Consider the following 14,446-nt stretch of genomic DNA (forward strand, 5'->3'; position numbering starts at 1 on the left):
CGCAGCTGCTCTGGCACTTTGCATGTTTATCGGAAAAAAAATTTAGCCTTCGACATCCAATTTCAACAAATTGGTCTGTACCAGCAGTTGTAAAGCGTCTTTGGTCATGCCAACGGCTTTCAGCATACTCTGCATTTCAGCGGGCTCCAGCCGTTGGCGTTTTTTCAATTGCTGCCATTGCACAAAGGTCTGAGCTTGCTGCACCACCCGGGCCATGGGCGAGGCACCACTGTACCCAACGCCTTCCGCCAATTGATCCAGTGTCTGACAGAGTGGCAGTCGCTGCAAGCCCCAGCGGGATGTTAGATCGGCACTCAGCACCGCAGCATGCTCGGTCAGTTGCTCACTCAAGAAATCGGCTTCAGGCTCCAGTACATCCAACGCATCGATCAGTTTAATATCCCGCGCCTCTCGCGCTTTGAGCAGTTCATCACGCTTGACCTGCTGGTAAGTTCTTAAATAACTGCGCACCACCGCAACATGCCCCAGCGTATGAAACAAGCCACTGCAAAAAGCGGTATAAGGATGTTCACGGTACAGCTCTGCCAGCGTTCTGGCAGCATTCGCTGTTGCCAGGCTGTACTCCCACAAAACGTTTTTTAAGCCATGAAAAGGCTCGGTCGAATGCGGCATACAACGCTTCATTCCATACAATGGAATAATAAGTTGCAAAGTCTCCAGGCCAAGAAAGCGCAAGCCGGTTTTTACATCTTTAATCAAGCCGCCGGACGCGGTTCTGCCCCGGTACTTCGGTTGATTGATGAGCTTTAGTAAGTCGTCCACCAACCAGGGTACTTTCTTAATGGCTGGATCTAACTGATTTAAGGTTACGGCTTTGGCACTAAGCAAATCCAGCAAGGCATAAAAATCGGGCGTCAAATCAAACAAGCTGGCTTTGACATCCTCCAGCGAGGTGAGCCGCTCTGCCAATAAGTCTGCGACCTGATCGTGCAAATGCGCCTGAGCAAATTCGCCGAATTGTTCTTTTGCCTTGGCATCCGCCATCCGCGCTTTTCTGGCAGCAGCTTCGACTGCCAACAAGGTACGTTGCTGCGCTTGCTCTTGCTGGCCGGTTTTGCCTTGTCGTCGTGCTGGATCAACCCCAATCAGGACATCAAAGAAGCGTAATGAGAAATCGGTTCCTACCGTTGGGGCATTCATCACTGAATTTCAGCCTCGTGCATTGTTTAGAAAAAATTGTTTTTCATACTGCTTAGCGCATCACTTGCTGTCAAGCAACTCCTGACAAGGGGCCATTATTTTGCACTAAAAACTGCTGCAGTAACACCAAACCTGCGTCGGATAAAATAGCCTCAGGGTGAAACTGCACACCCACTAACGGCATGGTGTTGTGCTTTAGCGCCATCAACTCATCCAGTTCACCACTGGCCGTCTGTGTCCAGGCCAGAGCCGACAGCTCAGCCGGCAAACTGTCTGGGGCTACCACCAGTGAATGATAACGGGTAATGCTCAGCGGGTTTGGTAAGCCAGCAAAAATGGATTGGTTGCTATGGTGGATCCAGGAGTTCTTACCGTGCATCACCTCACGCGCCCGCACCACCTTGGCGCCAAACGCGTGGGCGATCACCTGATGCCCCAGGCAAACACCCAGCAATGGTATTTTACCGGCAAAATGCTTCACCACAGCCAATGAAATCCCGGCTTGCTCCGGTGTGCCGGGGCCGGGAGAGATCACCAGATAATCGGGAGCCAACTGCTCAATACCAGCCACATCAATGGCATCGTTGCGCCGAACCAGCACCTGCTGGCCCAACTGTTGAAAATACTGCACCAGATTCCAGGTAAAGGAGTCGTAGTTGTCGATCATCAATAACATGAATGGATCCGATCTGAGCAGCTGGGTTAGCTGCTAATGATGGTGGTGAAAGAATTGGTGTCTATTCTATGCAAGCACCCGATTCCGACCAAGTGATTTTGCCTGATAAAGTTTTCCATCCGCTTGGGCCAGCATGGACTCCGCATCGTCAAACCCTTCGCTACTGCAAGCAATACCGGCTGAAAAGCTGCAGGCAAAGTCTTGTGCACTGCTGTGAAAAACGATGGTACCAAAGCTATCTAAGATAGATTGCATCAGCTGCAAAGCATCCTCAGATGCACACTCCGGCAACACCAGCAGAAATTCTTCACCGCCGTATCGCCCAGCCTTATCCGTGCGCCGAATGCGCTTTTGCAGCAAGGTAGCCAGGGTGGTAATCACCAGGTCGCCCATGGCATGACCAAAGCGATCGTTCACGCTTTTAAAATGATCGATATCCACCATTACCAGACAAAAGGTGTTACCACTGCGTTTGGCGCGCTGGTACTCCAGCACCGCCGCTTCTTTGATGGCACTGTGTTTCATTAAACCGGTCAGGCTGTCTTTAACAATCAGGTTTTTCAGCTCCCGACTGCGTCGCAGGCGCACCTGTACCGCCTTAACCAGCTGTGCATCACTGATGGGTTTGGTTAAAAAGTCATCGGCACCAAAGGCCATGGCTTTCAGTTGCTGTGCTTTGTCCTGCTCTGCCGATAAATACACAATGGGCAAGCTTTTCAGTGTGTCGTATTGGCGGATCACGCCGGCGAGCTCAGGCCCGCTGTAGGTTGGCATATGGAGATCCAACAACACCAGATCGGGCTGATACTGCAGAATATCGGCAATGATGTTTTCAGGGTTCGTCAAAATTTGACAATCAATACCGGCCGTTTGCAGGGTCAGCACAAAGTGCTCCGCCAAAAGGACATCATCGTCCATGACACAGACACGACCGCCTGACTCAGCCTGCTGCTCCGCTAAGTCCGAAATTCGCCCCAACATGGCAGGCACATCCAGCGGTGAGACATAAAATGCCTGCGCCTGATACCGCGCCGCCTGCGCCCGCAGCGAAAAGTTATCTTGGTCGCTGAACAGCATCCAGGGGATCTGCCTATCTTGCAACACCTTTAACAGTTGCTGTTGCTCGAACAGTTGGCTTACCCCATCATTCAGGCTGGCAGAGCAGTACAACAAGGCTGGAGTCTGGTTGGTCAAACTTTGCAAACAATCCTGATAGGAAGTAAACACCTGCAGCGGATAGTCAAAGGCGCTCAGTTGGCTCGTCAATTCAGCGGTGAGGTTGTGATCATCAAGTAGCAACCATATCTGCTCAGGCGCCGGCCTGGCGATGGCCTGACTTTCTGAGACACCGCCCCCTGCCGCCAGCACATGTTGCATTTGATGATGAAAGGCAGCCACAGCCTTCTCAAGCCCGGATAACCGAGCTGCCTCAAGCCTTTGTTCTTGCTGAATACTCAGCGCCAGCTGCTCAACCTCTCGTGCCAGCTGGCCCAGTTCCGTTAAGCGAAATGTTCCGCAAGAACCGCTGAGCTGGTGGCTGATAGCAATCAGCTCTGCTAAAGCAGCGTGCTCACCTGCTGCCAGCTTCTGATATTGCTGCAGCATCATCACTGCCTTTGAAGGTAACGTCTCGATAAAACGTTGCTGCAAGGCAGCAAAGCGCTGCTGGTGTGTCTTGTTTTTGTTCTCAGAACTCACGGCAACTCCCCACAACTCAGCTCAGGACACAAGCGAAAACCAAATACAAAAACGAGCCCCTTGCTGGTAGCCGGTATCGAGCGCAATGCGTCCGCCCATGCCCTCGACCAGCTCTTTACACAAGGCTAAACCTAAACCTGTACCACCTTTTTCTTTAGCACTACTGGCATCGGCCTGAGAAAAACGTTCAAACAGATGATCATGAAATGCCAGCGGGATACCAGGCCCTTGATCCTGCACAGCGATCTCAAGTTCAGGGCCAGCAAGTCTGGCCTGAATCCTGACCACACCATGTTGTGGCGAGTATTTCATTGCATTGGACAGCAAATTGGCCAGAATTTGCTGCAAGCGGTGCTCATCCACTACTAATTTGGCCTGGTCTGCCGGCGGCACTATGTCCAGCTGCAGCTGCAAACCTGCTTTTTGGATAAAGGTCGAATGATCCGAGATGGCTTGCTGCAATAAAGGTAAAATCGGCTGTGTTTTCAGCTCAAAATTCATTTTACCGGCAATCAACTTTTCAATATCCAGTAAATCGTTGATCAGATGCTGCAACCGGCTGCTATTGCTGCTGGCAACCTGCAGCAGCTTTTGTCCTTTTTCAGTCATGGAACTGCTTTGGGTCGCCAACAACAGCTTTAAGGCCCCATTGATGGAGGTCAGCGGTGTTCGCAGCTCATGACTGACCGTGGAAATGAACTCATCTTTCACCTGTTGCATGCGCATACGCTCGGTCACATCCTGCACCGAGCCAATCATCATCAGCTCCGGGTTATCAGACTCAGGCAGCATTTGCGCCAATTCATGCACCCAGCGGATTTCACCATCCGGGCGGATAATGCGGTGCACCACATCGTGCAAACCAGTTTGCTTTGCTTTTTCCTCACTGGCCTCGACCAACGGCAAATCATCCGGATGCACAGTGCTTTTAAACAAAGCCACACTGGGCTCTGTAGTGGAAGCATCAAAACCAAAGACATCATAAATCATCGGCGACCACCACAAGGAGCCGGTTCTAAGAGATGCCTGCCAATAGCCAATTTGTGCCTGCTGGCTGGATAGCTCCAGCCGTTGTTGCGCCAAATGCAGCTGCTCGTTGGCCTGCTCCAGTGCCAGATAATACTGTTTGGTTTCAGTAATATCGTAAATGTACCCATGCCAGAGCACACTGCCATCCGGCATAGGCTCTGGCATCGCCCGGCCTGATACCCAAGCCATACCACCATCCTCTTTTCGAATGCGGTATTCATGCTGCCACAGCGTCAGTTCCCGGGCTGAGCGTTCAATACTAGCAGCCAATGCCGGCAGGTCATCCGGCTCAATGACAGCAAAGACCTTGCCGGCATCCTCTTTCACCTCACCCGGCATCACACCATAAATCAGCTTTAAATTGCTGCTGGCATAAGGAAATGCCGTCCGACCATCGGGCCACTGCTGAAACTGGTACACCACGCCCGGCAGTTGCTCGGTGAGTTTTAACAGCTGGCGTTTCAACGTTTTTTCACTGGTGACATCCAGAATAAAACCATCGAGGTAACGCAGGCTGCCATCCTCATGGTACTCGCCCATGCCACGCTCCTCGACATAACGTATGCTGCCATCTTTGTGGATAACCCGGTATTGCAGCAACCAACTGGTTTTCTCGGCTACGGCTTTGGCAACGGCCTGTTCCAGGTAATCGCTGTCGTCCGGGTGGATCACACTGGCATAGCTACGCACCTTGTTTTGGATAAAATCACTGGCCGGATAGCCGGAAAGTGGATCGATGCTGCCGCTCATGTACACCATGGTCCAGTGCGCATCGGCCAGACAACGGTAAGTGATGCCGGGAATATTGGCCACCAGGGTTTGGAATTGATCGCGGCTTTGTTGCAAGGCTTCTCTGACCTTCATCTCTTCGGTCAGGTCAAGGTGTGAGCCCACCATCCGCAGCGCCTGCCCATCGGGGCTCCACTCAATAACTTTGCCAACGCAACGAACCCAAACAGTAGAACCATTCTTATGGCGGTATCGCACCACTTGATCGAACGGGGTTTGGCCATGACTGTTAACGTGAGCTTCGAAGGTTGCCAACACCTTGGCCAAATCTTCCGGAAAAATAATGCGCTGCCAGGCTTGTGGCGAGTTTTCCATCTCATGATCCTGGTAGCCAAACATCCGCTTGAAAGAAGGACTCAGGTATTCTTTGTTGGCAGCAATATCCCAATCCCAATACCCGGCCATAGTTTGTTCAAGAATCTGCTCAAACAGGCTCCGCTGTTCTGTCAGCTGCATCTCTGCCTGCTTTTGTTCGGTGATATCGGCATGGGTACCATACATCATCAAGGGTTTGCCATCGTCGGTCCAGGTTACCACCCGGCCCCGATCATGCACCCAAACCCAATGCCCCGCTTTATGCTTCATCCGGCATGTCACATCGTAAAAAGCAAGCTCGCCCGAAAAGTGCCGCTCGAGCAAGGCAGCCGACGCTGTTAAATCTTCGGGATGGGCCAGGCTCAGCCAGGTATCGATGGTGATGGGCGCCAGCTCTGCTAAGGTATAACCGACAATCTCAGCCCAGCGCTCGTTAAAAATGGTCGCCCCGGTTTGCACATTCCATTCCCAGGTACCGATGCGGGTCCCTTCCAGTACCGAACGATACCGCAGCTCACGCTCGGTCAGTTGCTGGTGCGCCTGCTCTTGCAAGCGATCCTGGATCTCTTGCTGCACGGCATTGGCAAACTCACGTAAAATGGCTTGCTCACGCGCATCCAGGGTGCGGGGTTTGGCATCAATCAGGCACAAGGTGCCGATAGTCTGCCCGTCGACCTGAAGCGGCGCCCCAGCATAAAAACGAATGTGAGGCGCTCCGGTGACCAGGGGGTTATCGGCAAAGCGGGGATCCTGGCTGGCATCGGGCACCTGAAAAATATCCGTCCCCAAAATAGCATGGCTACAAAAAGAGATGTCGCGGCCGGTTTCGCATGAGTCCAACCCCTGTTTTGATTTAAACCATTGCCGCTCTGCATCCACCAGCGAAATCAACACAATCTCAGTTTGCAAGCACTGCTGCACCAGCCGGGTCAAACGATCAAAGCGGGGCTCGCCAGGGGTATCCAGCAGCCCGCTGTGCTGCAAGGATTGCCAACGTTCGACTTCGCATTCGGGGATCTTTGGTGGCTGCATGCAGTTAATGCTCCTAAGCCTGGCGTGCTTGTTGATAGAGCGCGCGCAAGGTATCGCCCAGCTCCATCGGCTCAAAGGGTTTTTCCACCACCGCAATCGCGCCTGCATCCAGGTACTGCTGTTTTTCAGCTTGCTGTATTTTGGCAGTCATGAAAACCACAGGGGTAGACGCCAGCAATGGCAGCTTGCGTAGCTCTGCCAATGTTTGCAGGCCATCCATTTTGGGCATCATCACATCCAGCAAAACCAACTCTGGCGCAAAAGCTTCGGCTTGCTCCAGCGCCGACTGACCGCCATCACAGCTGAGCAACTCAAAGCCTGCCACGTCTACCAGAGCCATTTCTGTTATCATGCGAATCGACTCATCGTTTTCAACATGCATGATGCGGGTCAATTCCATCATAGCCTACCTGTGATTTCGTTTTTTTCAATATACCTAAACCAGCACAATAGGCCAATGAAAACGGTTGTCGTCATTAAAAGTCCATGCCCGGCATCGGCTAAGAGTGGAGCTGTGCGGTGATGACGGAATTACCAGCTGATAGTGCGTTTAACGGCGTACTTTTGAGAGAGCTAAATGGTGTCCCAGCCATACCGATAACAACCAGCCAACCGATGACAGCAGCAGATAGGCCAGTGCCAGTTCAGAATACCCAGTCTGCTGCAACCACAAGCACTCCAAGCTAAATACCGAAAAGGTGGTAAAGCCGCCGCACAGACCTGCCAGTACAAACTGCTTTTGCGCTTCGCTGACCTGCCAGGCACCCTGCTCGCTTACCATGGTGGCATAAAACCCCATGGCCATGGAGCCGACGCAATTGGCCAGTAAGGTCGCCCAGGGCCAGAGGGCCTCTGGCTGATACAGCCCAACAGACAGCAGCAAGCGCAGGCTGGCTCCTAAACCAGAGCCCAGCCCAACCAGCAAGTAGACGTGTGGACGAATGCTCACCCTTGCCCCCAGTAAAAACCAAAGGCGACCGCGATGATGCCAAGCAGCAGGGTAAGAAGGGTGTTGGCAATGGCCCTGGTTTTCCTGCCAGCATGCCAAAAACTGAAGGTTTGCCAGCTATAACTCGATACCGTGGTGTAGGCTCCTAAAAAGCCAACCCCAATAATGAGCCAGAGCGATGGGGCAGCCCCAGCCAGCAACAGTGCTGCCAGGTAGCCAATAGCAAAAGCCCCACTCACATTCACCACCAGGGTCCCCCAGGGCAGGGCCATGCCTAACCAGCGACTCAGCTGATTACTTAGCCAGAAACGAAGGATGCCACCGCAAGCAGCAGCCAGCACAAACAACAGCACCTCATAGGCGGTCAATGACAGAGGCGCATTCACTTCAGTGCCCTTTAAGGCAGAACAAAGCCAACGGCATCGTAGACGTTGCGTAAGGTTGCCGCAGCGCGGTGACGTGCTTGTTCAGCTCCCTGATGCAAGACTTTGTGCATCAGGTTTTGATCGGCCCGGATTTCTTTAAAGCGCTGCTGCAGAGGTTCAAGCAGAGCAACCACCGCATCGGCCACATCCGTTTTTAAATGACCGTACATTTTGCCTTCGTACTCGGCTTCAAGCTCAGCCACCGTTTTACCGGTGACGCCGCTTAAGATACTCAGCAAATTGGCCACCCCTGGTTTGGCTTCCAGATCAAACATCACCCGCGGCGGATCGTCGGAGTCGGTCACGGCCCGTTTGATTTTTTTGGCGATGACTTTGGGGTCTTCCAACAAACCAATAAAGTTTTGCGGGTTGTCGTCGGACTTCGACATTTTCTTCGTTGGATCCTGCAGACTCATCACCCGGGCTGCGACTTTGGGAATAAAAGGCTCAGGTACGGTAAAGACATCGCCATGCAGGGCGTTAAACCGCATGGCCACATCACGAGCCAGCTCCAGGTGCTGCTTTTGATCCTGACCGACCGGAATTTGATTGGCTTGATACAACAATATGTCTGCGGCCATCAATACCGGGTAAGTAAAAAGACCAGCATTGATGTTGTTGTTGTGACGCTCGGATTTGTCTTTAAATTGCGTCATCCGCCCCAACTCACCAAACTGGGTGTAGCAATTGAGCACCCAGGCCAGCTGGCTGTGCTCAGCAACATGGGACTGCATAAAGATACTGGAGCGCTCGGGATCAATGCCGCAGGCTAAATACAGCGCCAGACTATCCAGGGAGGCATTTCTAAGTGCCTGAGGGTCTTGCCGTACAGTAATGGCATGCAAATCGACGATGCAATACAAACAGTTGTAGTCGTCCTGCATCTGATCCCATTGCCGCAGCGCGCCCAAATAATTGCCAATGGTCAGTTGTCCTGAAGGTTGCGCTCCACTGAGCACGATCGGCTTGCTTGTCATAAATCCTGTCCGTAATAGGGTGTTTAAACGAATCATGCAGTATAACCGCATGCAGCGGTTAAAGGCAGCAGCTGTTACTTTACTTTGGCTAACTCAGCCCGCATCGCGTCTATGGTATCGCGGTAACTAGGGCTGTTAAAAATGGCCGAGCCCGCCACAAACATATCGGCACCTGCGGCTGCGATGTCAGCAATATTGTCGGTTTTGACGCCACCGTCCACCTCCAGCCGGATTGGCCGGCCGGATTGGTCGATCAGCTGCCGCACCTGTTTTAGCTTGTGCAAGGTCGAAGGAATAAAGCTTTGACCGCCAAAGCCGGGGTTCACCGACATCAACAGAATCAAATCGACTTTATCCATCAGATAATCCAGCACAGATAACGGTGTGGCCGGGTTCAGCACCAGACCAGCTTCACAGCCATGCTGGCGGATTAATTGCAGGGTGCGGTCCACATGACGGCTGGCCTCAGGGTGAAAGCTAATGATGCTGGCACCTGCCTCGGCAAATTGTGGTACCAAGGCATCCACCGGCTCTACCATCAAATGCACATCAATCGGTGCCTGAATGCCATAATCACGCAGTGCCTGACACACCATAGGCCCGATCGTCAGGTTAGGCACATAATGATTATCCATCACATCAAAGTGCACCACATCGGCACCTGCCGCCAGCACCTGATCCACATCGTCGCCTAAACGGGCGAAGTCGGCCGATAAAATGGACGGGGCAATTAAGTAAGGTTGCATCAGGGATTCTCCACGCCGAAAAGAGTGGCTACTTTACTGAATTTACGCTGGAAAAGCACCCGCCTTTGCTGCACAAAAAGCAAGCAGCCTTGCACCAGTGCAGCACAAAACAGCATTGCAGGGTGAAAGGTAAAACATTAATCCTATGATTTTAAATAATAAAGTAAGCTGGCATAGTTCTTGGACTTGCAGTGTGATAATCAAAACACAAGGACAACTGCAATGAAGAAAACCATCTTAGCCAGCGCGTTACTCATCGCCTTAGGCTGCCACAGTACGACCCAGGCCGATGAAGTCGGCATCAGTGCTGAAGTAAGCGGCATGACCAAGTATGTCTTCCGGGGTTACAAGCTCACCAATCACTTCCACGTCCAAGGTTCTATTGAAGCGGACTATCAGGGCTTTTATGCCGGATTTTGGGGCACCACAGATCAAGAGGTTGGCTCTGAAACCAACCTCTACCTTGGCTATGGCTTTGATGTCAGTGACAGCATCGCCCTGGACATTGGCGTGCTGCAATACCGTTTTGATGGGATTGATGAAGACTATCTGGAATACCATCTTGGTATCGACTTTGGTTTTGCTGGCATCACCTTCTATTACGATGAGTTCGATAATATCTACATTGAAGCCTCTACCGAGTTTGCTTTGAATGATCAGTGGAGCATTGGTCTGCATGCCGGTTGGGAAGACTCGGATGAGTCTCTGTACGATTTAGGCATCAGCCTGAATTACGCCATCACGGATACTCTGACCGCTTCGGCATTTGCTACCAAAAAAGAGAGTGGTGACCGTGCTATCTTTTTTGGTTTGACCGCATCATTCTAGCCCGATAGAGGCAGGAAGCTGCACAACAGATCAGCTTAAAAGTAAATAACTTGTATCCCGGATGAATTTCTGCTATGGTAATCGCCATTGTCAGGATGCTCCGGGATTTCAATGATGAAAGCTTTATTGCAGCATAAAACGCGTATCGCCGTACTGGTGTCAGTGCTACTGGGCGGCTGTGTTTTTTTGCTGATGCACTCTGACCAGAACAAACTGCACTGCCAGACTTCATTCGAATGCTCTAATCAGTTTAGCTGGTTAAGTTGGTTGCAAGGGCAAAGCCGCTCTTCACAATTTCACTTTGTAGACTTGCTCGAACTGCTGGACCGCATGTTGCCAGTCAACAATGACAACACATAAACCAGCCTCCTGGAAGCAGGTGTTAAAAGCGGTTGCAGGTGCTTTTATTGGCGTTCAATCCGAACAGCAACGACAACAAGACTTTACTGCCAAAAGCCCTTTACCTTACATCATTGTTGGTTTGGTGATGGCATTGATATTTGTCGTTAGCGTGCTGCTTGTCGTATCTTGGGTACTACGCTGATCACATTGCTGACTGGCGGCTGATACAAAGCAAATAACTCTGCCACTTTCTTTCGTCCATCCCCTTTTTGACTGATAGAACGCGCTACCTGAATGGGGTGCAGGCTTGCTTGCTGATAAATTTTCCGGGTAAGGGTGGTGTCGTGATTGCTGATAAGCACAGTGCTACCTTGCAGTGCTGCCTGCTCTGCCAGATTGGCTAACTGCGCCTGATCATCCAGATTAAAGCCTTGGCGGGCATAGCTGGTAAAACTGGCTGTTTTGCTAAGCGGTACATAAGGTGGATCACAATACACCACTGAGCCAGGCGTTAGATCTGCAAACACCTGTTGATAACTACTGCAACTAAACTCTGCCTGTTGCGCCTTTTCGGCAAAAAAGTACAGTTCAGCTTCCGGAAAGTAGGGCTTTTTATAGCTGCCAAAAGGCACATTAAACAAGCCTTTCAAATTATAACGGCATAAGCCATTGTAACCATGGCGATTAAGGTACAAGAAAAGCACAGCGCGCTCATAGCTATCGACACTGTGATTAAATCGCTGCCGAAAATTGAGGTAACAATCTTTTTGATTACTGGCTGCTACAAAGCAGGCTCTGGCATCGGCTACAAACTGGTCTGGCCGCTGTTTAACAATTTGGTACAGGCTGATCAAATCCTGATTAATATCATTGAGCTGATAGCGAGAATACTGGGTATTCAAAAAAACCGAGCCAGCACCGACAAAGGGCTCGACCAGTGTATCGCCCTGCGGCAAAAAACGTGAAAGCGCTTCGACCAGATTGTACTTGCCGCCGGCCCATTTCAGAAAGGCGCGTTGCTTGGATTTGCTCATTGCCGACGACTACCTTGGGCTGGTTGCACTGCATGAATTTCCTGCCAAACCTGCTGCATGGCTTTGATAAACGGAGTCTCAGCTCTAAGCCTCGCAGGGAGCTCCGCTCGCATAGCTCTGGCCTGATTAGCCGTTGCGTAGGGAGCTAGCACCACCACCCACTGTGATTGGCCATTAAGCTGCCGCTGGTAAATCAGTACAGCCAGCTCCGGGTAGGACTGCCGCAGAGCGATCGCAGCATTCAGGTTGGCAAAAGCACCAAGTTGCAATGCATAGTCGCTGTCATTCATAGCTAGCAGTGCAGCTTCATCATGCTGCCATGAGGGTTGAACCCCGGCATCCGTTATGGCATCTAAAGCTACCTCTGCCGTGTGCTCTTCGTGATTCGTTTGGCTAAGCGAAATTGTTGGCTCATTCGTCGCTGCTGGTTCTGTAGTGCCGCCTTGTGTCGCAAGCACTGACTGAGCCGTAGCTGGCTCTGGCTCTGGCTCTGGCAGCACCCAAGCTACCGTTTCATCCTCCGGTAACGGAACAGGTTCGTTAGCAGGCAATGCTTCAACCTCAGCGACCTCAGCGATAACAGGTTCGGCCGGACGCCACGACTCCAGTGCCGGTCTTGGCTGATTATCAGCCACAACGGCTTCTGGCTCAGACGGTTGAGGCAGCCACCAAAACATCAGGATCGCGATTACACCCAGCACAGCAAGCACCAGTGAAGCTGTGCGATACTTTTGCGCCAACAAAGCAACTGGCTTGCTGTCGCTTTGCTCCTGAATCACCTCCGGTTCTAACAAGCGGTGTAAATTACCTGCCGCCATTTGCAAACGCTCTGCTGCTGAGCGTGTTTGTAACATCTGCACCGGCAACAGCTGCTCAGCTTCCGCCTCAGTCAAGGGGGCAATCGCCAGGTTTAAATCAGCATCCGGCAAAGCATTTGGACCAGTGGTAATAATATGAATGGGATGAGCCCGCAGCATCGACAAACAACTGAGTGGCAGGCTGCCCTGGCCGTCCAGGATCCAAACCAGCGGCTGTTGCTGGGGCTGTTCCAGCAACGCCATGAAGTTCGCATCGAACTCGCCCTGACCAAACCACTGCTGCAGCAGAAGCTTTTGGCACTGTGCTGTTGTCATATCCGGCTGAGCAGCAAAATAAGCCAGATTCATGGTGTCCGACAGCAGTTCTGCCAGGACCAGGGTCAGTGTGGTTTTGCCAGCCCCGGTCCCACCGATCAGATGGATGTGCTGAAAACCATTAAACTCAATTTGAAACAATACCCGCTCCAGCAGCTCACGCTGCGAAGACAGGAGAGTGGAGTGAGCTTGCAGCTTAGCAGCTAGAGGCGATAGCGACATTCAGGAAAAAACACTCAACAATTCAGCTTCATCAACATCATCAATGATTTCACTATAGCCAAAGGAGGTTGGCAATACAAACCGCATCTTGCCTGCACGGACTTTTTTATCTGTTTTCATGTAGGGCATAAAGTCTTGTATCGACATGCCTTCTGGTTTAACTACTGGCAAGGAAAAGCGTATCAGTAAGCTTTTGATTCGATCGAGCTCAGACACCGATAACCAACCGCGACTCTGTGCTAATTGCGCAGCCATCATCATACCAACGGCAACCGCTTCACCGTGCAGCCAGTGACCATAGCCAAGCCAGGCTTCAATGGCATGTCCGAAGGTGTGCCCCAGATTCAATAAAGCACGTTTGCCCTGCTCCGTCTCATCTGCAGCAACGATATCTGCCTTCATCTGACAGCAGTGCGCTATCATGGTTGCTAAAACGGCCGGCTCTAATTGCTCAATCGCTTCAGCATGCTGCTCAAGATAATCAAAGAAGTCCGGATCGGCGATCAGAGCATACTTCACCACTTCCGCCATGCCTGCAGCAAACTCTTTTTTGGGCAAGGTAGCAAGCACATCGGTATCAATCAGTACCTGCTGCGGCTGCTTGAAAGCTCCGATCATATTTTTACCCAGCGGGTGATTGACGGCTGTTTTTCCACCCACCGAAGAGTCAACCTGCGACAGTAAAGTGGTAGGAATCTGAATGAAATCAATACCTCGCTGATAGCAAGCAGCCACAAAGCCGGTGAGATCACCCACTACACCGCCACCAAGCGCTACCAGCAGGCCATCGCGGGCCAGGCGATTCTCAAGCAAAAAGGTCTGAATATGACCAAATTGTTCAAGCGTTTTAAAGGCTTCACCGTCTGGTAATAAGAAATGCTGTACCTGGCTATCAGCAAACAAGCGGCGTGCTGCCTCCAGGTACAAAGGGGCAACAGTATCATTGCTGATAATGATCACTTGTGCATAGTGCTTGCACAGATGATTTGGCTGCTGCAACAAGCCGGAAGCGATAGTGATAGGGTAGCTGCGCTCACCCAGTTCAACCTGAACACGATGCATAAGCAGCCCCCTCTTTTGAAACAAAAAA

The 14,446-nt window shown here is 51.5% G+C and carries 14 protein-coding genes; 2 read left to right on the top strand and 12 right to left on the bottom strand.

The features are described from left to right. Positions 1-42 precede the first annotated feature (42 nt). The 9 genes from QWY20_RS06075 to rpe form a co-directional block, all read right to left on the bottom strand. Entirely contained in the window at positions 43-1,161 is a 1,119-nt protein-coding gene (locus tag QWY20_RS06075) for an HDOD domain-containing protein (RefSeq protein WP_330128142.1), read from the bottom strand. A gap of 70 nt (positions 1,162-1,231) precedes the next feature. Beyond that, a complete protein-coding gene (locus tag QWY20_RS06080; RefSeq protein WP_330128143.1) occupies positions 1,232-1,837 on the bottom strand; it encodes an anthranilate synthase component II in 606 nt (201 codons plus the stop codon). Positions 1,838-1,903: 66 nt separating this feature from the next. Next, positions 1,904-3,535, bottom strand: coding sequence for a diguanylate cyclase (locus QWY20_RS06085; protein ID WP_330128144.1), 1,632 nt, complete (start codon positions 3,533-3,535; stop codon positions 1,904-1,906). A gap of 21 nt (positions 3,536-3,556) precedes the next feature. Then, on the bottom strand, positions 3,557-6,700 hold the full coding sequence (locus tag QWY20_RS06090) for a PAS domain-containing protein (RefSeq protein ID WP_330128145.1): 3,144 nt from the start codon (positions 6,698-6,700) through the stop codon (positions 3,557-3,559). A 13-nt stretch (positions 6,701-6,713) separates the two neighbouring features. Next, complete coding sequence (locus QWY20_RS06095; RefSeq protein WP_407935404.1) at positions 6,714-7,103, bottom strand: response regulator; 390 nt, start codon at positions 7,101-7,103, stop codon at positions 6,714-6,716. 147 nt (positions 7,104-7,250) lie between these two features. After that, complete coding sequence (locus tag QWY20_RS06100; protein ID WP_330128146.1) at positions 7,251-7,649, bottom strand: CrcB family protein; 399 nt, start codon at positions 7,647-7,649, stop codon at positions 7,251-7,253. Beyond that, a complete protein-coding gene (gene crcB / locus QWY20_RS06105) occupies positions 7,646-8,035 on the bottom strand; it encodes a fluoride efflux transporter CrcB (RefSeq protein WP_330128147.1) in 390 nt (129 codons plus the stop codon). The genes QWY20_RS06100 and crcB overlap by 4 nt, the downstream gene beginning before the upstream one ends. 11 nt (positions 8,036-8,046) lie before the next feature. Beyond that, on the bottom strand, positions 8,047-9,051 hold the full coding sequence (gene trpS, locus QWY20_RS06110) for a tryptophan--tRNA ligase (RefSeq protein ID WP_330128148.1): 1,005 nt from the start codon (positions 9,049-9,051) through the stop codon (positions 8,047-8,049). A 74-nt stretch (positions 9,052-9,125) separates the two neighbouring features. After that, entirely contained in the window at positions 9,126-9,797 is a 672-nt protein-coding gene (rpe, locus tag QWY20_RS06115; RefSeq protein ID WP_330128149.1) for a ribulose-phosphate 3-epimerase, read from the bottom strand. 222 nt (positions 9,798-10,019) lie between these two features. Between rpe and QWY20_RS06120 the strand changes: the two genes are divergently transcribed. Both QWY20_RS06120 and QWY20_RS06125 read left to right on the top strand, forming a co-directional pair. After that, positions 10,020-10,625, top strand: coding sequence for a TorF family putative porin (locus QWY20_RS06120; protein WP_330128150.1), 606 nt, complete (start codon positions 10,020-10,022; stop codon positions 10,623-10,625). Positions 10,626-10,971: 346 nt separating this feature from the next. Next, positions 10,972-11,169 carry a DUF2970 domain-containing protein gene (locus QWY20_RS06125; protein ID WP_330128151.1) on the top strand — a complete coding sequence of 66 codons (198 nt, stop codon included), beginning with the start codon at positions 10,972-10,974 and terminating at the stop codon, positions 11,167-11,169. Here the strand turns inward: QWY20_RS06125 and QWY20_RS06130 are convergent. The 3 genes from QWY20_RS06130 to aroB are packed head-to-tail and all read right to left on the bottom strand — an operon-like array spanning position 11,132 to position 14,418. Next, on the bottom strand, positions 11,132-12,001 hold the full coding sequence (locus tag QWY20_RS06130; RefSeq protein WP_330128152.1) for a Dam family site-specific DNA-(adenine-N6)-methyltransferase: 870 nt from the start codon (positions 11,999-12,001) through the stop codon (positions 11,132-11,134). The genes QWY20_RS06125 and QWY20_RS06130 overlap by 38 nt on opposite strands. Continuing rightward, complete coding sequence (locus QWY20_RS06135; protein WP_330128153.1) at positions 11,998-13,356, bottom strand: SPOR domain-containing protein; 1,359 nt, start codon at positions 13,354-13,356, stop codon at positions 11,998-12,000. The genes QWY20_RS06130 and QWY20_RS06135 overlap by 4 nt, the downstream gene beginning before the upstream one ends. Continuing rightward, on the bottom strand, positions 13,357-14,418 hold the full coding sequence (gene aroB, locus QWY20_RS06140) for a 3-dehydroquinate synthase (protein ID WP_330128154.1): 1,062 nt from the start codon (positions 14,416-14,418) through the stop codon (positions 13,357-13,359). Between the last annotated feature and the right edge of the window lie 28 nt (positions 14,419-14,446).

Origin of the sequence: Alkalimonas cellulosilytica, from assembly GCF_036325985.1 — a bacterium.
Lineage (GTDB): Bacteria > Pseudomonadota > Gammaproteobacteria > Enterobacterales > Alteromonadaceae > Alkalimonas > Alkalimonas cellulosilytica.

Excerpts from the sequence above, each read along its gene's own strand:
- QWY20_RS06075 (WP_330128142.1), bottom strand. The coding sequence starts at position 1,161 with ATGAATGCCCCAACGGTAGGAACCGATTTCTCATTACGCTTCTTTGAT.
- QWY20_RS06080 (WP_330128143.1), bottom strand. The coding sequence starts at position 1,837 with ATGTTATTGATGATCGACAACTACGACTCCTTTACCTGGAATCTGGTG.
- QWY20_RS06090 (WP_330128145.1), bottom strand. The coding sequence starts at position 6,700 with ATGCAGCCACCAAAGATCCCCGAATGCGAAGTCGAACGTTGGCAATCC.
- QWY20_RS06095 (WP_407935404.1), bottom strand. The coding sequence starts at position 7,103 with ATGATGGAATTGACCCGCATCATGCATGTTGAAAACGATGAGTCGATT.
- trpS (WP_330128148.1), bottom strand. The coding sequence starts at position 9,051 with ATGACAAGCAAGCCGATCGTGCTCAGTGGAGCGCAACCTTCAGGACAA.
- rpe (WP_330128149.1), bottom strand. The coding sequence starts at position 9,797 with ATGCAACCTTACTTAATTGCCCCGTCCATTTTATCGGCCGACTTCGCC.
- QWY20_RS06120 (WP_330128150.1), top strand. The coding sequence starts at position 10,020 with ATGAAGAAAACCATCTTAGCCAGCGCGTTACTCATCGCCTTAGGCTGC.
- QWY20_RS06125 (WP_330128151.1), top strand. The coding sequence starts at position 10,972 with ATGACAACACATAAACCAGCCTCCTGGAAGCAGGTGTTAAAAGCGGTT.
- QWY20_RS06130 (WP_330128152.1), bottom strand. The coding sequence starts at position 12,001 with ATGAGCAAATCCAAGCAACGCGCCTTTCTGAAATGGGCCGGCGGCAAG.
- QWY20_RS06135 (WP_330128153.1), bottom strand. The coding sequence starts at position 13,356 with ATGTCGCTATCGCCTCTAGCTGCTAAGCTGCAAGCTCACTCCACTCTC.
- aroB (WP_330128154.1), bottom strand. The coding sequence starts at position 14,418 with ATGCATCGTGTTCAGGTTGAACTGGGTGAGCGCAGCTACCCTATCACT.